Below are 19,990 nucleotides of genomic sequence, written 5' to 3'. Positions count from 1 at the left end.
TAAAATGAGTAACTTATTAATTAATCTACTGATGAGTTACAGTATAGAGACCTTGTTTATTTGAGGTGATTCCTTGGTCATTACTTAACTGACCTGAATTAGAAGTATTTGGAGTAGCTTGGAAATGGCCATAACCGACAAAGCTTCCATAAGTTGTGCGAATACCAGAAATAACAGGAGTTGCTCCAGTTGCCGTGAATGCAGCAATATTGAAATCACGAATCACAACATTTTGCACCTGACATGAGATAATCCCTAAATTTCGATCTTCCAAAACTGTTGCAATATAATTATCACCAGTAGCAAAATCACCAATGCCGATCAATTGATCAATTTGCTCAGTAGCAGGATTAAGAGATGAGACATCGACATTTGTCGCGATTGATGAAAAGCCAGAAGTACCGTAGTCATGATAAATTTGATCACAGGTCCAATTTAGTCCCCCTGCTCCTGGGTTTGTCCCTTTAAAATTGATTTGATGATAATAGTAATTGGCCTTACCAAAATCACCCGACTGAGTATAATTAGGGAGGGCATTAGCAGTTGTTTGAGCATAAACTTTTGGGAAAGTTACCAATAAGTCTGGCGGAGTTGAATCAATAGTATATGTAAACTCGGCCACCTCTGTTGAACTTGTCGTGCTCATCGACTCTGCAAAGAACGATAGGCCATATTCTCCATCTACTGAACCAACAGCAATCGGCCCAGAGTAAATTGTTGGAGATGAGACAGGGTCACAAAATCCCCCACCAGTTTGTAAACAATATGAAATTTTAGAAAACTCACTACAAGTAATAGTGACATTGATTGTTGTTGAATACATCCCTTCTGCACGATCCACAGAACAAGTTACAGGAGTGATAACTGGATCATTTGAACTACTACTTCCACTTGAACTAGAAGAAGATGAGCTACTAGTGTTATCATTATCATCATTCGTTGAGCTTGAAGCGCCTGTCTTAACACCTAAATCATTATTAGAGATTGAGGCAATTGAGCCTGAAGTACTAGGGCCATCACTTGCGCTACTACCACTATCTGACGAGAAATTATTTGAAGAAGAACTCTCTCCTACTAGGCTTCCAGCATCTCCACCACTATCAGAAGAGCCAATATAAGCTGAGCCTCCTCCTGCAGAAATACTTCCACTCCCACTTGGGCCACCATAATTTTCTTCGTGGCCAGAGCCTTCAAGTTGCTGGGCCTCGTAAGCAGGATCTCTTACAACCTTGCCACCTACTGAAACTCGTGATGATTCTTCCTTTCTTTTTCTTGTTGGAAATTGGCGACTGATCTCTTCTTCGTAAGAAGAAGGTCGACGCTTAGAGCGGCCAGCTTCGTCTCTTTCAAACTCTGCTATATTCTCCTGAGCATCACTAGACTTAGATAGCATTTTATCTTCAGGAGAAGTTCCTGATTCGGGGGCAAGGAAGCTAAAATAAGAAACAATTGCAGCGATTACGCCTGCACCAAAAATATTTCTTAATAGCGAACGAAATTCTGAACTCAAAGTTACACCTTCCCCTACTTTTCTTATCGGTTAATTTTAATACATCTTTAAAAAGAACAATAATTTAGTAGGAAAAGGCGTATAAATTAGTAAATAGCTAATATTATTTGCCAAATTTTAGAGTCAGCATGACCTATCTTCATTAAACGAGCTCTGAGTTTGAAAGGTGAAGAAAGTGAAAATGCTTCTCGTATTGAGTTACCGCATCGGCAACAATTTGATTCTTCGTGTAACCAAAAACATCATATTCCTGCCCACCACTTAGTAGAAAGACCTCAGCACGATAGTACTTTTCATGCTCTTCATCGGGTGCATACTCAGGAACTTCAAATGAGCGAAGAAATACCTCATACTTAAAGTCTTCCACTTCTTCATTGTGAATAACTAAAGAGATAGAATCCTTTTTGTTAGTATTTAATCTAGCATCAAGTCCTCTCTTTTTAAATTCTTCCTGAAGCTCAACTAAGCCAGGTTCAACTACTTCATTTAAAAACTTATCAGCTTCTTTAAACTTTGGATGGCTAAGTAGAGAATCGAGTCTTTCCTGCCATGTTGTATTGGACTGCTCATATTGAATAGTCGTGGTGTGATTTTGAACTTGTTTCATCAAGAGTAAATCAGCTCGTAACGATTTCACCAAACAATAAATTGCTATCATTAAGAGAATGATCATCGGAAAGGCGGAAGCAATAGTCATCGTCTGTAGCGCATCCAAACCACCAGAGTGAAGAAGAATTGCTGCAACAACACCTTCTGTAACCGCCCAAAAAATTCTTTGCCAAACCGGTGGCTCTTCTTGACCACCAGAAGCAAGTGTATCAATAACTAAAGAACCAGAGTCAGAAGAGCTCACAAAGAAAGTCACAACGAGTAGAACTCCTAAGACAGAGAGTGCCGCAGAAAAAGGAAAATATTCAAAGAAGCGAAATAGTGCGACTGGAACATTACCATTAACCGCTTCGACAAATTTTCCACTCGTATCTTTTAAGGCAATACTAATTGCAGAGTTTCCAAAAACCGTCATCCAAAGAAATGTAAAACCGGCCGGTACAAAGAGAACTCCAATCATAAATTCTCGAATCGTGCGTCCTCTTGAGATACGTGCAATAAACATTCCTACAAATGGTGACCATGAAATCCACCATCCCCAATATAGAAGTGTCCAACCACCAATCCACTTTTCTTTCTTTTCATAAGCATAAAGATTAAAAGTTTTATAGATAATATCTGAAAGATATGATCCTGTATTTTGAACATACTGCTGAAATAAGTGTACTGTATCACCTAATGCCATGACCGCAACAAGTAAGATGACTGCGACAACAAGATTGATATTAGATAATTTCTTAATTCCTCCGTCTAATCCAAGAACAACTGAAATTGTCGCCATCCCTGTAATAATCGCGATGAGAATGACTTGGATTGTTTCCGATTGAGGAATGCCAATTAAATAGTGTAGACCTGCATTGACTTGAGCAACACCAAAGCCCAAGGAAGTCGCAACACCAAACATCGTTCCAATAACGGCAAATGTATCCACGACATCACCTGCAACACCATGTACTTTGTCACCTAGTATTGGATAAAAAGCAGAGCGAGGAAGAAGAGGGAGATTCTTTCGATAACAAAAGTAAGCAAGACAAACTGCTAAAAGAGCATAAACACCCCAAGCATGAAGGCCCCAGTGAAAGAAGGTAATCTTCATTGCTTCACGTGCACTCTCAATTGTTTGAGCTTCCCCTACAGGAGGTGAAGAGAAGTGCATAATAGGTTCGGCCACTCCAAAAAAAAGCAATCCAATTCCCATTCCTGCAGAAAAGAGCATGGCAAACCAAGAAAGGTTTGTATAACCAGGCTCTGAATGATCAGGTCCTAACTTAATGTCACCAAGGCGGCTGACCATAAGCCAAAGTGAAGTGAATAAAATGATTCCCATTGATAAAACATAAACCCAACTTGTCTTAGCAATTAGCCAAGCTTGAATTCCTTTAAAAAACTGACTTAAGTGACCAGGCCAAATTGAGCCGATTGCAGTGATTAAGAGAATAAAGAAGGCAGAAGAAAAGAAAACATTCTTGTTGATAGTTGATTCGACTTCATTAGTCGATTTCGATTCTTTATTGATAACAAACTCCCCTTTAATTGGGCCCGTAACGGATCCAACACAAAATAACGTATAAAAACCAATACCTACCTATCGACAAATTAGTTAATTATTTTAAAGTTAAATTTCTTTGATTTACTTTAACAAAATGATAACTCAACACATCTCTCTAAACGTCCGTTATAACCCTTGTTACAAAAACGAGGAAAATATGGACATTAAAAACATCATGACAAAAACACCAATTACTATCACAGAGAATAAATCAATCAGGGATGCGGCAAAGCTAATGTGCGATAAAAAAATAAGTGCATTACCCGTTCTCAATGACGATGGAGATGTCGTTGGAATTATCACTGAATCAGACTTTGTTGGAAAAGAAGTTGAAGTCCCTCATGCCATGGCCAAACTCAAACAGGCCTTTGGTCAGAATTTAAATTTTACTCAGCTTGAAAAATCGTACGAGCAAATAAAAGAAATAAGAGTTGGCGATGTCATGAGTAGAAATGTTAAGTCACTAACAGAAGATACTGACCTAGAAGGCTATGTACAGTTCATGATAGAGAAACATATTAAACGTGTTCCAGTTATAAAAGATAATAAACTTGTGGGAATTGTTACACGTAAGGATATTATAAAGTCATTTCTCTAGACGCAATTTATTGGCTTATGATAATGGAGTATAATACATAAAAAAAACTGTATTGAAGGTACTTCTATGTCACATATTAAGCAAAAAATATCTCTACTTCCACTTCTACTTTTTGTTGTTATTTACTTAGGAACTGGTATTTACTTTCAAATGAAAGGTGTTAAACATGCTTTTTATCAAGTACCTGCACCAATTGCCATTCTCCCAGCAATCTTTCTTGCATTTTTTATTACTAAGGATACGCTTAATAATAATGTTTCAAAGTTTGTAAAAGGAATTGGGCATCCGGATATTATTACAATGTGCCTAATTTACCTTCTTGCTGGAGCATTTTCTACAATTGCGACGGAGACAGGTGGAGTTGATGCAATTGTTAACTTAGGCCTATCAATAATTCCTAACACTCTCATTCTTCCAGGTGTTTTCGTTATTTCAGCGCTAGTTTCAACTGCCATGGGTACATCAATGGGTACAATCGGTGCAATTGGTCCAATAGCTCTTTCAATGGCGACCAAAACAGATATCAACCTTGGTATCCTAGCAGGTGCAGTAATGTCTGGTGCAATGTTTGGGGATAACCTTTCAGTTATTTCAGACACAACGATTGCGGCCACAAGAACCCAAGGTTGTAATATGCGAGATAAGTTTCAAGAGAACTTTAAGATTGCTTCATTTGCGGCACTTATAGCTATCATTCTCTACTTCTTTCTAATCTCTGCACCAAATGTCACGATTGATAAACCAACAAATCTCTATTTGGGAATTCCATATATATTCATCCTTCTCCTGGCCATCTTAGGAATAAATGTATTTGTCGTTTTATCTGGCGGGATTGTTCTTGCAGGAATCGTTGCTCTTTTCAATGGTTTTGATTTTTCAACTATTATCGGACTTACATATCGAGGCTTCAGTAGTATGCAAGAGATCTTTCTTCTCTCTCTTCTAATTGGCGGTCTAAGTGAGTTTATTAGATCAGAGGGCGGCCTTGACTACATTTCTGGAAAGATTCAAAAACTAATTTCTAAACTTGCCCATATAAATAAAAAAGCGGCAGACCAAATTGGAATTGGGCTTTTATCTGCACTTACAAATATATGTGTTGCTAATAACACTGTATCGATTATCATCGTTGGACCTATTGCAAGAAGGCTTGCTATACAAGGTGATATTTCCCCAAAAAGAAGCGCATCTTTAATTGATATTTTTAGCTGTGTGGTTCAAGGGCTACTTCCTTATGGCGCCCAGGCACTACTACTTGGAGTTACTTTTAAGATATCTCCATGGGAAGTCGTTACAAACTCTTATTATTGTATGATTCTTCCATTTATTGCTCTAGGTTTCATCTTTACAAGACGTTAGAGCGTATAATTTTTGCGATTTCTTCTATTTCAATTGAGATGAATGGGTATTTTTGTCATAAAGACCTATGCAAAATTCCCTAGTTAAGTATTTATTATTCATTGCCCTATCAATCCAAACACTAGCTTTAAGCGAATATGCCGCAAGCTTTGATACAGTAAATAGTGCAAAATGTAGTACAAAGATTCCAACGAATTGGCAGATCTCTCAATTTGCAAAACCATACTTAACAACTAAATTAGATGAGGCATACTCTCTCCTAGTTAAAAACTATGTTTACGATGGATTGAAATCTAAAGAAGATTTTAAAGACAAGATATTGGCAGCAAGTAAGTGCCAATCTAAAAGCTGTAAACTTAAAGAGCTATTTGAAAGTGATGAACTTATTGAAAAGTCCATCTTTCTACTTTTTAAATATGGACTCAACACTTCTCCTTACGCAAATAAAGATGCAGCACTTCTTGATCTAGAACAAATGGATGCCATTATTAAAGGTGTTAACCTACTGCCTCTTCACCTTCCCAAATTATGGAGCAGCAAACGATTAGTTCGTCATATAAAAGAAGATATAGGATACGGTACTCATGGGATGATCTTTGCAAATGCTTCTATTGAACTTTATGCTCCATGGGATAGAGAACTTGATGAAGATGGAAAGGCTTACAGCCTTTTTCATGAGCTTGGCCATAACCTCGCTTATTTTTACAACCTAAACTATTCCTCATTTTGGTGGGATATGTCAGGTTGGATCGACCATCCAATGGGATGGAGATACAATCGTAACGAAATGGTTTCTTTATACGGTCAAACAAATCCAAGTGAAGATGCGGCCGAAAGTATCGCTGCTTACCGTTTAAATCCATCACACTTAAAAAAAGTTTCTCCTAAGAAGTACTCATTTATTCGTGATTACATTTTTCTTGGCCAGGAGTATTTACAAGAAAGTAAATGTCACATTCGTCCTGTCGAAGATTACCTAAACTCATTAATCAAAGAGTCAAAACTTAAGTGTAGTACAAATGAGTGCACTCTTAAATATTTAAAGAAAGCAATTGCTAAAGATGAGAAATATCCTCACTTTTTAAAAGCAAAAGATACATTCCTAGAAAATTTTCTATAAATTGCTCTATTGGCCATTAATTTCTATTTAGTGGCCATCGCAAACTATTTTTATCACTTACTTATTTCTACTAAAAACATCTTCAACCAGTTTTTAAGTACTTACACAGATAGTAAATAGACTATTGAAGTCATGATAACTTAATAAAAAGTTAAAAATTCCGATAAATTTTAGTGACACTTAAGTAAATAAAATTATCTGGGGGAATTTAGACAGCGATATGAAAAAAATAGGCCAGCTGATATTCAATCCAAAGCTACTTATATTATCACTCGCAATTATAGTGTGTTATGTTTTTATTTTTTCAGAAAATCAAAAGAAAGAATATTCTAGTAATAAAATTCAAAATAAACACTTGTTAAAAAACTATAAAAAAAATGGCATTACAAATAAGTCAAAAAAGTCAAAATCTGAAAGTTTCAAAAGTCGATATAGAAGAGGAATTGCTTCAGAGGCAACAACACCAAATAATTCAAATTCATATGACAACTACGAACAAGATGCTCGAGTCTCAAAAGTTTCTGCACAGGTGGCCAGAAACTTTTCTAAGGTAGCAAATGCAACTCCACTAATCACCTCACCTGATTACTATGAACAATCAATGGAATACTTTAGCGAGTCACCATCTAAAGAGAATAGAAATGAGCAGCAAGATAATAATGAGAATATATTCTCAACTGGTGGACTAAAAGTACAAGAAGAGCAAGTAGCTCAACAAGAAGAGACGACAGAAAGTAAAAAAGGAAGTGGCAGTTCTTATATTCCAAAAAGACCTAATATCTATGGAACAATCCCACCTCTTAAAGAGTACTTTAAGACCACATCAATCTCTCTTATTTCGAAGGCATATGCGGCGCCAATTGATATAAACTGTAGTGATGCAAAAGTTGAACTCTTTGACTTAGCAACAATGACGCCTCTTGCAGACAATCCTCTTTCAGGAAATGCAGTAGAAGAAGAGACACTATTTGAATTTGACCCATTTGATCTAAGCCTTGATATGCTGGCCCCAACAAAATACTTTCTTAGAACTTCTGGCTGTAATTATGTTTTTGAAAGAATTGTAACGAGTTTCACTGATCCTCAAAATATTACCCAAGCTTCGACTATTATTTCACAGGTCGTTAAAACGAAATTAAAAGATGAAGTAAATACGATTAACAATCATACAGTTTCTTTAATGATTAGTGAATTAGAGCAACAAATAAATGCAGATGATAATCTTAGTGAGACATATTCAAAACTACAAAGCAACACAACGATAAGTGATACATTTGATAATTCATTTAGTGATGCCCATACAATTCTTGAGAACTCACTACCTGATATTAAAGAAATAACAGTTCCTCAGTCACTTGAGGAGAAGAAAAGCTACCTCTTTACAATCCAAGCATATGACCATTGGTCTGTGAATTATGAAATAGCATATGAGTGGTATTTAGAAGATTTGAAAACACCATCGGCACCAGTATTGATGTCAAAGTCTGCAAGCTGGTCTTACACACCATCAGCAAACCATAGTGATGAATTTATTATTTCTCTCTTTATAGGTAAAAGCGATGGATCTGGAAATGTAATTCGAGGAAATGCAGACATACCATATCATGAATTTTCATGGAAATACCCAGATGCAACAATTGGAACGACCTTTACTGATACCTCCCCTGTTACAGCACCGTCAATACAACTTGCAGCCTCTCAAAATAATCCGACGAATAATCTAGCAATAAACCTTGAGGTTTTAACAGGAACTGAGATATCTCCAGGTCTAATGACAAATTGTGAAACCTTTTCAAAACTTGCAATAACAGAGAGCTCATCTGCACCAACAGCTCCAGAGTTTAATATAGATTGTACGGATGAGAATTTTCAAAATATCATAAAAATAATTACTACTGGAGATGGGTCGAGAAAACTCTACTTATGGGCAATTGATCATAATTCAAAAATAAGCTCACCAAAAGAAATAGATTTTGTCATTGATCAGACACCTCCAGAAATCACAATTCCTAGTATTGCGGCCCTTAGGGCAGATACTTACTTTAATCTCGTTTGGAATATTTCAGAGCAACATGGCCTTGCCATTCTTCCTCATACAATTGAGTTTCTTGACTCAAATGGAACAAGTTGGACAACAATTTCGTCGAGTACACCTTCTGCAGATGGAGTGCTAATAAATAATGCCTTTAATCATGGTTTCACACTGCCTGATCGAGCACAAACGAATGCAAAAATTAGAATTAGCTTATCTGATGCTCTAGGAAATACTTCGACAATTGAATCGAATACTTTTGAATTACAAAAAGCACTCCTTTCAACAACTCCTTCAAGTTACAATTTTAACGGAGTACCAAATAATTCAATCTCAATGGCCCAAACATTTACGATTACCAACTCTGGAACAGGAGTTACAAAGAATTGTACTGTCCCACAGCTTTCAGGAACAAATGCGAGTGAATTCCAAATTATAAATGACAACTGTGGGTCAAACAACTTAAGTGTCAATCAGAGCTGTTCATATCAAGTACAAGCAATACCAACAACTAAAGGTGCAAAATCTGCGACACTGACTTGGACGTGCGATACTGACATTACGTCAGTAAATTTAAACTATACTTCAGAAAACGTTATCCCAACTACCGCAAGTAATCTTTCTATTACAACTGATGAAGACACTCCGGTAAACTTTGATGTTAATCCATCATCTGATACAGATGGTGATCCTATTACTTATACGATTGTTACACCTCCTACTAATGGAGCACTAACAAATTGTCTAGCAAGTAACAATGACCTTAACTGTGACTATACGCCGAGTGCTAATTATTTCGGAACAGATAGTTTTACATATAAATCAAATGATGGAACTGCTGATTCCTCAGGAGTCACAACTGTTACGATCACAGTAAACTCAATTAATGACACTCCAACCATTCCGACAACACAAGCTGTTGCAACAGATGAAGATATACCTGTTACATTTGATTTAAACATTGGTTCCGATATAGATGGTGACACGCTAACTTATCATGTTTCCTCAACGACAAGTAATGGAATTCTTTCATGTACAGGAGGGACAAATAGAAGTTGTACCTACACTCCAAGTTTAAACTATAACGGAGTCGACACGTTCACTTATTATGTAAATGATGGCACAATAAACTCATCGACAGCAACTGTTACGATTACGATAAATGCTATTAATGACCTTCCGGTCATGGCCGCTGACTTCAGTATAACAACGCCAGAAGACACACCGATAAACTTTAGTGTAGCAGCTGCTACAGACGTTGATCCAGACACTCTAACATATACGATTGTGACTCCCCCATCGAATGGTCTACTTACAAATTGTATGGCAGCAGATGGAGACCTTAACTGTGACTATTCTCCAAATTTAAACTATAACGGCGTGGATACTTTTACATATCGTGCAAATGATGGAGTAGCCGATTCAGCAACTGTCACAACAGTTACAATTAATATTACTCCTGTTAACGACGCCCCAACTCTAGCAGCGACACAGTCAATAACGACAGATGAAGATACGCCTATTACATTTGATCTAAATGCTGGAGCAGACGTTGATGGTGATATTCTAAACTATACGATCACTCTTTCTACCGGTAATGGTTTCTTAACTTGTGATGAAGGTACTAGTCGATCTTGTACTTATACTCCTTCTTCTAATTTTAATGGTTCAGATGATTTTACTTACCAAGTTAGTGATGGAGAATATAACTCAACAACGGCCACTGTTAACATTACTGTTAACGCCTTAAATGATGCACCAGTTGCAGCGGCAGATAGTTCATTAATTTTTAGAGATAATACTTTATACACAATAAACTTAGACCCAGGAAGTGATGTAGAGACAGCAACTAGCTCACTACAATATAAGATCACTCAAGCTCCTGCCGTTGGGACACTTTCGAACTGTATTGACCAGATAAGCTATGGAAGTGATCTAGTATGTGACTATATTGCACCTGTAAACACAAATACAACAGTTACAATTAAGTACGTTGTATATGATGGTCAACTAGAGTCATCGACAGAAACAACTCTAACTATTACTGTTAACGATGAGACTTCGACAGTACCATCTCTTACACCAGTAAACTTTACTGCCGGTACGTCAACAAGTTCGAACCCGATGACTCTAACTGCAGCTAGCTGTGATGATATATCTCAAGTTTTAATTAGTGAATCAACGACAACACCACTAGCTTCTGATACAGCTTGGCAAAATTGTTCGACGGCCATTGGCGCTATTTCTTATGACCCAAGTGTATTAAATACTCAAGGATACCGAACTCTGCGTATCTACGGAAAAGATCCTGTGGGTAATATTTCAGCTTACGACAGTATCGACTTTATTTATGACTCCCTTGCTCCATCACTATCTTTTGATAATGTTCCGACACTTCCTTGGGGAATTAACTACGCAATAAAATGGAAAACAACAGAGGCCACTGTCAGTGCAACAAAGAATCATACTTTTTCAGTCTCATATAACGGTGGTTCTACATGGACACAACTTGGGCTTACTTCTGTAGCGACAGATGGCCCTCACTCTGATACACCATTTAGCTATAATTACACTGTCCCTTCAGGAACACTATATAATGATGTTCGCTTTAAGGTAACTCTTACGGATGATAATGGCATGACAGGCGAAGCGATCTCTAACTCATTTAGGATCGTTGAAGACTTAGGTGCCCCATTCATTCATACAGCAACTTTCAAAATTAATGGATCGACGACGCCGACTCCTACGGCAGTTAAGTATGTAAGCGTTGAATTCGATGCAGAAGACCTCGATACAGTCATTACTCATTTCTGCCTTAAAGGAAATGATACAACTCTGCCAAGCGCTAATGACGAGTGCTGGAAAGCTATGGATGCTCCTTCACCAGGGCTTACTCTAAATACGTTTATGCCTGTTCGCGACTATAGCTTCCTTCTAGGTTTTGCTCCATCAAACTTTAAAGTATCTGTTTGGGTAAAAGATCTAGCTGGAAATATTTCATCTAACCCTGATGCAACTCTAGGTAAAGACTTTGTAACAATGAACTATACTCCAGATCAGGCTCCTGTTATCTCGGAGTTCTTTGTTACTAATTCTGATTCACCAAGTAGTCCAGTAGAAGATATTGATCTAACATTTAATAATGGTGATACTGTATATATCTCATGGAGAACAGTCGATAATAAAACTATTCCAGATGGAACAACAAAACTATATTATACAACTGATGACATCGAGTTTCACCCTATTGTCTCTGCACAAAATCTAAATAATAGTGCAAATAATTGCCCGCAAGTTAACTCTGCAACAAATCCACTTGATGACAATGCAACAGCATGCTACCAGTGGACTTTCCCTCTTGCTGATGGACAATATTTTAGGCTAAGTGTTACCGCTGCAGATAGTGCAAATCAAGATACCTCAGCAACATCTGTTGCACTTAACTCGACGAAGTTTAAAATTCTTGCAGGAAATGTTGACCCAGGAACTGGCTCATCGGCTAAGTCTGCCCAACTTTTTCCAAAATCAACACAAGCACCATACTCCCTTGCAGTTACAAGTGATGGGAAGATATTCTTCAACGATAAGGTTCGAGGTATTCTTTATATCAATCCTTTCACAAACGTTCTTGAGCAGCTAATCCCAATTGGAGATGAGGTTGGTGACGGTGTAACTGTTGATCAAGCAACTGTAAAAGATGTACAAAAAATCACAATGGATTTTCAAGATCGCCTCCTGATTTGGGACGAGAATTCAATTCGTCGTGTAGATACAACAGTCGTCCCCATGACTATTGAAACAATTATTGGAATGAAAGCTGATGGAACGATTGGTACAAATCGTAGTGATATTATTCTAGACCCAAGAGATTTCAATTTAAACCGTGGTAATTCATATTCAATGTTCCAGCCACTACCTAATGGTGATATTTGGTTTAACGATCAAACAAATCGTGTAAGCAACAATAACTTAATTAGAATTTACAAAGGCTCTCTTTCTTCACCACGTTTAGAATCTAGACGAATTTCAGGTACTGGTGGAAGCTCTCCTCCAACAAGTGCAATTAGTGGAAACACTTCTGCCACGGCCGAAATGGATACAGAAATCATCTCTGCTTATCAAATTGGCTTTGACGTTAATACGAGTGAAGTTACTTCACTTTTTGCAAAATACTACCGTGGTCTAAATGGTTGTTCATACTATATGCGAGAAGAGATTGACCCTTCTACATTTGTTGCAACTGGTGTAGCGATTCCAAGCCACGATACAACTTGTGTAGATGCGTATGGAAGATCTACGAATGATGGAAGTACATGGGGATGGAGTTATCACATCGGTTACCCTACACGAGTTAATCGTTATAACCCTACAACAAACTCTTATGAAGCGACAAAACTAGGAAATGGTATTCATGGTACTTGCCCAGATGGAACACTTGCAACGAGTTGTCCAATTAGATTACAAGACTTCTTCGTTAACAAAGATGGAGTCTTCTTCTTTGTCGATGCCAATACGATTAGAGTAATTGATGCTCAAGGAAAGGTCCAAACACTCTATGGACAAACACAGTCATTTGGAGACAATGGACTCGGTCAGGATGCTCGCTTTGGAAATATTCAATTTATTGACCATGGTGTTGGAGATAATATCATTCTTGTTGACTCACAAGAAAGAATCATTCGAGAAGTTCAACCAAACGAATCAATCAACCAAGTTATTCGAGTGGCCGGAAATGGAGTTCTTGCTCGCGGCTCTTTTAGTATTAGTGCTGACCCACGAACACAAATGCTTGATACAGGAGGATGGTCGCAAAACTTCTCTATGGCAACAAATCCGGCCAATGGTGACATCTACTTCCCTTGTCGTTGGGATAACGTCTGCCTCCTTTCAAGAGCTACAAATCAGTGGTCACACTTTATGGGTCTAAACGGTGGAGGAAGTTGGACCACAACGGCCACAGTAGATGGCTTAACAATTGATATGGGTAACTATACCCCTTCTGTTAATGGTTTCTACAATGGCGGTATTTTAACTGGACACTACTCTTGGTCGGGAACTGCAAATAATAACTCGATCTTCCGCTATACAACAACGGATGGAATGTCTCAATTTATTGCAGGAACAGGTGGAGGCGTCCATGCTGGAGCAGGTTCTTGTCCAGTAGGGCCAGGGGAAAATTGTGTTTTAAAAAATGTTAGACAACACTGGAATGCATCGACTTGGGATAGTAGTGCTGGAAAAATACTTTTTGAAATGGAATACGATAGAAGTGGTGCTAAAACATTTAGACATTTATCAAATAACTATACTTCTTTCTCATCGTTTAACTACGGTGCGACAAGTTTCAGTTCTATTGTAAAAGTAGGAAGCATCATTTATGGCTGTACAGAAGACTACGAACTAATTAAGTGGGATACAGTTAGTGATTTACGAACAGTTCTTCCGATTCCAGGAACGGCCGCTTGTCACGGTTATCGTATCCTCTACAAGCCTGCCGCAAATGGAAAACCAAATCGTATCGTTTTCCCATTCCACCAAAATGGTTTACATGGTATCGCAGAGTACTTCCTTAACTAACCAGGTAACTGCCCTCGATTAAGAGAGATATGTAAGTGGAGAACCTCGTTATTATAACGATTATCTGATTCATCTGATAAACGCACAATATCTGATATCGAATCAATTTGATTCTTAATAAGAGAAAGATATCTTGGTGATATTCTACGAATCATCATTTTATTCACTAGATTTTGAAACTTAAAGTTTTTACCAAACTCCATATCCCAATCATCAAACTTCCCATATGCCTTGCTAATTGTCTCACTTTCTTCTTTTGGAAAGCGAAATTCAGTTGATCTAGCATAGATTAGGCCATCTTGTTCAAAGGCAATTTCGGCCTTGATAAGATCATTAACAACACTCTTTTTAATGGAGTATGTTTTAAGCTCCCTAATATCGAGAGCACTTCTTGAAAGAGTTAAAATGAGAAATAGGAAGTAATGAGACTTTGTTTGTGCTAGAGTATTTATTTGCATAACAGAAAGGTAGCGTTGCCCCTGATTGGCCTTTGAGATAACTTCTTCCAGCTTCTCCTCTTCCTGGTTACTCTCCTTGAATAAATAATCAAAAGAAGAAAATTGATTACGACAAAAGCTCAGAATAAGTGCATTTGCATCTTTTGTTTTTAAACACTTTGCAATTTGATTAACGATAACAGACGAAGGAAATGCACTCCCCTTTTCAATCTTAACGAAATATTGATAATTGCACTCCAATCCCTTCTTCGCCAACATTTCATAGAATGATTTCGCACTCTTATGCCCGTATGCCTTTCTAATCTTAACCAAATCTTGACCAAAGTGAACCATAAATCTCCTGACAGGCGATTATCGCCTAATAGAATACTTTTCAATGGATTATCGGAATTATAGAACTCATTCATTAATAAAATTTGGAGATAATAATTAATGAGAAAGCTAATTGCTCTGCTACTAATTTGCCTTACAACTTATGCTGGAAACGGTGTTGAGCGTGGAAAAGTAATCCTAACAGGACAGTTTGAGATTCAAAAAGAAATTAGAAATTATCTTTCAAAAGAACTGACGAAGTGCTCTCTAGGAATAGCACAAGAGCGCTTTAATATTAAAAACATTGCAATTACAAAAGATAAAGTTGATCAGGGTATTACTGATTACTACTACAAAATTGAGCTTACACACTTAGATAATATTGGAAATAACCTTAATGACATCAAGATCGAAATTGAAGATGCTGATTATAGTAACTGGCGCCGTTACGAAGAGAAGCTTTCCATTCAATTACTATCTGATGTGAAAGGAAATTGTAATCTTTAATTATTAATACACGTATAAACAACGGAGAAAAAAAATGAAATTTATTTTAGTAGCACTAATGACACTTTCGGCATCAGCTTCAATTATCAACTCAACTTTTGAAGCTCGTCACAACGACAAAATCGTTGATGCAATCATCAACGAGTGTAACGAAATGAAAGACCTTACTCTTGTAGCAACAAAGAAAGAAAAAGTTGTTGTTGATCAAGGGATCGTAGATTACAAGTTCGTATCAACTTTCACAGGAAAGCAAAGATACGATCAAAATATGTTTGATCACTACGAAATTACAGTTGAGTCTTGGCTATTTGATGGTTATGACCACAATACAAAAGAAGCTAACTGGTACTATGTAGATTCAGTTGAATGTGAAATGACAGCAGAGATGCAATAAAATAGAAAGGCCTCACACGAGGCCTTTTTTATTATTTTACGCTTTCGAAAGCTTTTAAAATATCTTTTCTAGTAATAATACCAACTAGCTTATCCCCATCACAAACAGGAATTCTCTTAAGTTGTTTTTTCATCATAAGCTCTACTACAGCTGTTAGAGAGTAGTCAGAAGTAACAGTCGTTACATTCTTTGTCATAATCTCTGAAAGAGGCTTATTCTTAGCTTTCTTATAAATATCTTCAACGTCACCAAGATTATAGTCCATTCCAAATAGTCTCTTAATAGAAGCAAGAGCATGTGGGATTTCTACTTCTCTACCGATGAAGTCCGATTGAGTTACAATACCAACTAATTTGTCAGCGCTATCTAAGATTGGCATAACACTCACACCTAGATCAAGCATTGCTTTTGCTGCATCTGCAACAGTTTGAGTATCGCGACAAGTTGTTACATCTTTAGTCATAAATTCAGTTACTTTCATATAAACCTCAATTTTGTATTAATCCTCACTATTTTAACTTAAACTTGGCCCCTTAGCTATCATTATGAACAAGTACCCAAAACCGAGAAAAACAATAAGGTACTAAAAATTAATATATATTATGCATCATTTTTGGCCGTTACTTAATTTGACACAAAATTAAAGCCAATTTAAAGTATAAAAATGCTAATTGTTTATATAGTCATCTCGATTGGCGTCTCCTTTGTATGCTCGATCATGGAAGCAGTTCTGCTATCAATTACCCCTAGTTTCATCTTAGCGTCTCAGCGTCAGAACCGTAGCTATGCCTCAGCATTAAAGAAGTATGCCTCAAATAAAGATGAGGCCATCTCCGCAATCCTCACACTTAATACTTTTGCCCATACTCTTGGTGCAGCAGGTGTAGGTTCAGAGTCGATTCAAATATTTAAAGATATGGGAATAAGTGGTGCAAACCTAGAGTATTATCTTTCCGCTGTTTCTATTGTCTTAACTTTGGCCATTCTCTATCTTTCAGAAATTATTCCAAAGTCTCTCGGACACCATTATTGGAAAAGTTTAACTCCATTTTTATTAAAGATTCTACCGCCACTGATTTTTATCCTTAAGCCGATTCTATTTATTTCAATGACATTAATGAGGATGTTAAAAACTGATCCTGAGCATAAAATGAGTCGTGAAGAAGTCGAATCAATGATTGAGCTAGGTGTGCAAACGAAGGCCCTTGCCAAAGATGAAGGTGAGTTTTTAAAAGAGTCCCTACTCGCTTCACGAAAAGTGATTGAAGAAGTTATGACTCCCGCACGCAAGGTCTTCATGGTTAATATTGAAGACACTATCTCATCTGTTTACGATTTAAAGGCACCTGTTACACGTATCCCATGTTATGGTGAGAATGTTAACGACATCAGTGGCTACATCCATAAAGAGGATATTGCCAAGTCAATTATCGAAGACAATAGCGCTAAAAAGCTTTATGAATTAGATATCATCAGGCCCATTGCTATTATTAATCGCCAGACTCCTCTTCGAAACCTCTTCAAACGCTTCATTCGAGAAAAAGAACATATCGCCATGGTTAGTGATGATTACGGCACAATACTTGGGGTAATCACACTTGAAGATATTGTTGAGACCTTCTTTGGGATTGAAATCATGGATGAATTTGATGAAGTAGAAGATCTACAGAGTCAGGCAAAAGATGAGATTTTAGCAGAAGAAAAAAAAAGAGAGCACTTATAGTGCCCTCTTATGAACCTTAATCTTTAAATGTTAGTGGCATTTGAAGGTATCTTACACCATTATCCTGAGGTGCAGGCATATGCCCGCCACGAATATTTACTTGTATACTCGGTAGCAGAAGTTTTGGAGCAGCAAGCGTCTTATCGCGACTTGTGCGAAATTTTACAAACTCTTCGCGACTAGTTTCGGCCTTAAGATGCACATTCGTTTTCTTATTCTCACCGATTGTACTCTTATACCTTAACTCCCTTCCACCTGGCTGATAGTCGTGTCCTGTATAGACATTAGTCTCGTCTGGTAGTGTGTAAAGTTTATTTGTAATTGAATCATAAAGAGCATTTGCGTCCCCACCAGGAAAGTCACATCTTCCTGTACCATAATCTGGCATAAAAAGAGCATCTCCCGTAAAAACATTATTTCCAATTACAAATGAAGAACATGCCGGAGTATGTCCAGGAGTGAAAATCGTTTTGATCTCAATAGTTCCTGCAACAAGTGGCGCTTCTTCATTTAAGAAAGCATCGAAGTCCTCAAGTTTAATCTCTTTTAGAATATTAAATCGTTCACCAAATACTTCTTGAACAATCTTGATATTCTCGTTTATTGCCACTTTCACACCAGGAAAGAAATCCTTGAGCTTTAATGCTCCTGTAAGGTGATCCGCGTGAGCGTGAGTTTCTAGAATATAGTGAGGCTTAAGTCCAGCTTCTTTAACAAAGATAGCAACCTTTTCAACTGACTCTGTTGTGATAGTTGATGATGCCTGATCATAATCAAGAACTGGATCGATAATCACAGCATCCTTCGTCACTTCATCATAAACAACATAAGTTAGTGTGTAAGTTTGCTCATCAAAGAATGTTTTTATATTTAAATTATCCATAATTTCCTCCTATCATAGAGTAAATAAATTTATGGGAAAATACATTGACCCCCATCAAGGTTTAAGAAAAATTAATCCCCTATACTGATTTCAGGAGGAAATTAACATGGCATATCTATTAGCACTTATTGCAGGAACAACTCTTGGTCTTTTAGGCGGCGGGGGCTCAATTCTAGTGGTTCCAATTCTGGTCTATATTGTAAAAATTGACCCTAAAATCGCCATTACAATGAGTTTAGCAATTGTAGGTCTAACAGGCTTTATGGGGACACTAAGACATCATAAGAATGGTAATGTTATGGTTAAACTTGCCTTTCAATTTGGTGCTATGACAATGCTTTCCACTTATCTTGGTACCTATCTCGCTTCTTTCATTAGCGGACAAGTTCAACTTTATATCTTTGCAGGAATTATGCTACTGGCCTCAGTTTCAATGCTTAAAAATGGTAAGAATATCAAGGTTAAATCATCATCAAATCTAACAATTTTTGGGGCAGCGAGTGTTGTCGGGATTGTCACTGGTCTCATTGGAGTTGGAGGAGGGTTCTTAATTGTTCCAGCACTTGTAAACTTTTTTAACGTACCAATGAAGAAGGCCATTGGAACTTCTCTGCTAATTATTGCAATTAACTCTCTCATTGGATTTGTAGGAAATATTATCAACTCTCCTAATCTTGAGTTAGATTACCAATTTATTGCAATCTTTACAGCTCTTGCCATTGTTGGATCACAACTTGGATCAGCACTGACTCATAAACTTCCACAAGATAAATTAAAAAAGATTTTTGGCTACTTCTTAATTGTAATGGGGATCTTTATGATAGTTAGAGAAACACTACTCTAATCTCTTTTTTAATTTCTTCAAATATTTCTTCATCAGAACACCATATAATTTAACGACGACCTCTGGCTTTGCATTAAAGCCAAAGGTCTCTTTAATCATACGACGGTCAAAGTCCACCACATAAGTAAAAAGAGTTCCGTTTTCACTTTCATTAAACATGCGGTTGCTTCTTAAAAAGTATGGATTTGATCTAACAGTTTCAAATAATGCCTGATAAGGAGCATTCAATTTAATTAGCTCTGTTGTTGTTATAAAGTTTTTACGAATTCCGATCCAAGCATCTTCTCTAAATGTGCTACCAACTTCAAATGTTCTTGAGTTTGTGGCCATATCATTAACTTCACTTCGCCAATGATGATCATTCATTGGATCCGCTACAAATTCAAACACCTCTTCAATAGGTGCATCGATTTCGATACTGCCAGTAACTTGGACTGTCTCCAGTGCATAAGAAAGTGTAGATATTGTTGCTGCTATAATTAGAATAAGTTGTCTCATATAAAAATGATGGCAAT

Annotated in this window: 14 protein-coding genes and 1 pseudogene; 9 read left to right on the top strand and 6 right to left on the bottom strand. The window is 37.2% G+C overall.

What is annotated here, in order from left to right:
* Nucleotides 1–25: 25 nt before the first annotated feature.
* Nucleotides 26–1,510 carry a hypothetical protein gene (locus ABMA70_RS13995; RefSeq protein ID WP_392992630.1) on the bottom strand — a complete coding sequence of 495 codons (1,485 nt, stop codon included), beginning with the start codon at nt 1,508–1,510 and terminating at the stop codon, nt 26–28.
* A gap of 142 nt (nt 1,511–1,652) precedes the next feature.
* Nucleotides 1,653–3,635: a BCCT family transporter gene (locus ABMA70_RS13990; RefSeq protein ID WP_392993651.1), complete on the bottom strand. Its 1,983-nt coding sequence runs from the start codon at nt 3,633–3,635 to the stop codon at nt 1,653–1,655.
* Nucleotides 3,636–3,762: 127 nt separating this feature from the next.
* Here ABMA70_RS13990 and ABMA70_RS13985 point away from each other — a divergent pair.
* From ABMA70_RS13985 to ABMA70_RS13965, 5 genes and pseudogenes are all read left to right on the top strand, one after another.
* Nucleotides 3,763–3,927, top strand: a pseudogene (locus ABMA70_RS13985) (hypothetical protein); the annotation flags it as partial.
* Nucleotides 3,928–4,014: 87 nt separating this feature from the next.
* The gene (locus ABMA70_RS13980; protein ID WP_393022288.1) at nt 4,015–4,266 is read left to right on the top strand and encodes a CBS domain-containing protein; all 252 of its coding nucleotides are present in this window, start codon (nt 4,015–4,017) and stop codon (nt 4,264–4,266) included.
* Between the two features lie 66 nt (nt 4,267–4,332).
* Nucleotides 4,333–5,625, top strand: coding sequence for a Na+/H+ antiporter NhaC family protein (locus tag ABMA70_RS13975; RefSeq protein WP_392992633.1), 1,293 nt, complete (start codon nt 4,333–4,335; stop codon nt 5,623–5,625).
* 67 nt (nt 5,626–5,692) lie between these two features.
* Complete coding sequence (locus ABMA70_RS13970) at nt 5,693–6,745, top strand: hypothetical protein (protein ID WP_392992635.1); 1,053 nt, start codon at nt 5,693–5,695, stop codon at nt 6,743–6,745.
* A 355-nt stretch (nt 6,746–7,100) separates the two neighbouring features.
* On the top strand, nt 7,101–14,354 hold the full coding sequence (locus ABMA70_RS13965) for a tandem-95 repeat protein (protein ID WP_392992637.1): 7,254 nt from the start codon (nt 7,101–7,103) through the stop codon (nt 14,352–14,354).
* Here ABMA70_RS13965 and ABMA70_RS13960 read toward each other — a convergent pair.
* Nucleotides 14,351–15,145: a hypothetical protein gene (locus ABMA70_RS13960; RefSeq protein WP_392992639.1), complete on the bottom strand. Its 795-nt coding sequence runs from the start codon at nt 15,143–15,145 to the stop codon at nt 14,351–14,353. The genes ABMA70_RS13965 and ABMA70_RS13960 overlap by 4 nt on opposite strands.
* A 99-nt stretch (nt 15,146–15,244) precedes the next feature.
* On the opposite strand from ABMA70_RS13960, the gene ABMA70_RS13955 reads away from it, so the two are divergent.
* Nucleotides 15,245–15,631 carry a hypothetical protein gene (locus tag ABMA70_RS13955; RefSeq protein ID WP_392992642.1) on the top strand — a complete coding sequence of 129 codons (387 nt, stop codon included), beginning with the start codon at nt 15,245–15,247 and terminating at the stop codon, nt 15,629–15,631.
* A 34-nt stretch (nt 15,632–15,665) separates the two neighbouring features.
* Complete coding sequence (locus ABMA70_RS13950; RefSeq protein WP_392992645.1) at nt 15,666–16,025, top strand: hypothetical protein; 360 nt, start codon at nt 15,666–15,668, stop codon at nt 16,023–16,025.
* Between the two features lie 31 nt (nt 16,026–16,056).
* Here the strand turns inward: ABMA70_RS13950 and ABMA70_RS13945 are convergent, their stop codons facing one another.
* Nucleotides 16,057–16,506 (bottom strand): CBS domain-containing protein, encoded by a 450-nt coding sequence (locus ABMA70_RS13945; RefSeq protein WP_103218169.1) that lies wholly within the window; start codon nt 16,504–16,506, stop codon nt 16,057–16,059.
* A 183-nt stretch (nt 16,507–16,689) separates the two neighbouring features.
* On the opposite strand from ABMA70_RS13945, the gene ABMA70_RS13940 reads away from it, so the two are divergent.
* The gene (locus ABMA70_RS13940) at nt 16,690–17,748 is read left to right on the top strand and encodes a CNNM domain-containing protein (RefSeq protein ID WP_103218170.1); all 1,059 of its coding nucleotides are present in this window, start codon (nt 16,690–16,692) and stop codon (nt 17,746–17,748) included.
* A 16-nt stretch (nt 17,749–17,764) separates the two neighbouring features.
* Here the strand turns inward: ABMA70_RS13940 and ABMA70_RS13935 are convergent, their stop codons facing one another.
* Nucleotides 17,765–18,631, bottom strand: a complete 867-nt coding sequence (locus ABMA70_RS13935; protein WP_103218171.1) for an MBL fold metallo-hydrolase — start codon at nt 18,629–18,631, stop codon at nt 17,765–17,767.
* Between the two features lie 106 nt (nt 18,632–18,737).
* Here ABMA70_RS13935 and ABMA70_RS13930 point away from each other — a divergent pair, with 106 nt between their 5' ends.
* Nucleotides 18,738–19,475: a sulfite exporter TauE/SafE family protein gene (locus ABMA70_RS13930; RefSeq protein WP_103218172.1), complete on the top strand. Its 738-nt coding sequence runs from the start codon at nt 18,738–18,740 to the stop codon at nt 19,473–19,475.
* Here ABMA70_RS13930 and ABMA70_RS13925 read toward each other — a convergent pair.
* A complete protein-coding gene (locus ABMA70_RS13925) occupies nt 19,467–19,973 on the bottom strand; it encodes an SRPBCC family protein (protein WP_103218173.1) in 507 nt (168 codons plus the stop codon). The two genes, ABMA70_RS13930 and ABMA70_RS13925, sit on opposite strands and share 9 nt — an antisense overlap.
* Nucleotides 19,974–19,990 lie beyond the last annotated feature (17 nt).

Source organism: Halobacteriovorax sp. XZX-3 (assembly GCF_043196495.1).
Lineage (GTDB): Bacteria > Bdellovibrionota > Bacteriovoracia > Bacteriovoracales > Bacteriovoracaceae > Halobacteriovorax_A.
The sequence above is the reverse complement of the archived record's forward strand: the minus strand, read 5'-3'. Positions and strand labels throughout refer to the sequence as shown.

What these genes read in the sequence shown, in the direction of transcription:
- ABMA70_RS13980 (WP_393022288.1), top strand. Translation starts at nt 4,015, where the DNA reads ATGGCCAAACTCAAACAGGCCTTTGGTCAGAATTTAAATTTTACTCAG.
- ABMA70_RS13975 (WP_392992633.1), top strand. Translation starts at nt 4,333, where the DNA reads ATGTCACATATTAAGCAAAAAATATCTCTACTTCCACTTCTACTTTTT.
- ABMA70_RS13970 (WP_392992635.1), top strand. Translation starts at nt 5,693, where the DNA reads ATGCAAAATTCCCTAGTTAAGTATTTATTATTCATTGCCCTATCAATC.
- ABMA70_RS13960 (WP_392992639.1), bottom strand. Translation starts at nt 15,145, where the DNA reads ATGGTTCACTTTGGTCAAGATTTGGTTAAGATTAGAAAGGCATACGGG.
- ABMA70_RS13955 (WP_392992642.1), top strand. Translation starts at nt 15,245, where the DNA reads ATGAGAAAGCTAATTGCTCTGCTACTAATTTGCCTTACAACTTATGCT.
- ABMA70_RS13950 (WP_392992645.1), top strand. Translation starts at nt 15,666, where the DNA reads ATGAAATTTATTTTAGTAGCACTAATGACACTTTCGGCATCAGCTTCA.
- ABMA70_RS13945 (WP_103218169.1), bottom strand. Translation starts at nt 16,506, where the DNA reads ATGAAAGTAACTGAATTTATGACTAAAGATGTAACAACTTGTCGCGAT.
- ABMA70_RS13940 (WP_103218170.1), top strand. Translation starts at nt 16,690, where the DNA reads ATGCTAATTGTTTATATAGTCATCTCGATTGGCGTCTCCTTTGTATGC.
- ABMA70_RS13935 (WP_103218171.1), bottom strand. Translation starts at nt 18,631, where the DNA reads ATGGATAATTTAAATATAAAAACATTCTTTGATGAGCAAACTTACACA.
- ABMA70_RS13930 (WP_103218172.1), top strand. Translation starts at nt 18,738, where the DNA reads ATGGCATATCTATTAGCACTTATTGCAGGAACAACTCTTGGTCTTTTA.
- ABMA70_RS13925 (WP_103218173.1), bottom strand. Translation starts at nt 19,973, where the DNA reads ATGAGACAACTTATTCTAATTATAGCAGCAACAATATCTACACTTTCT.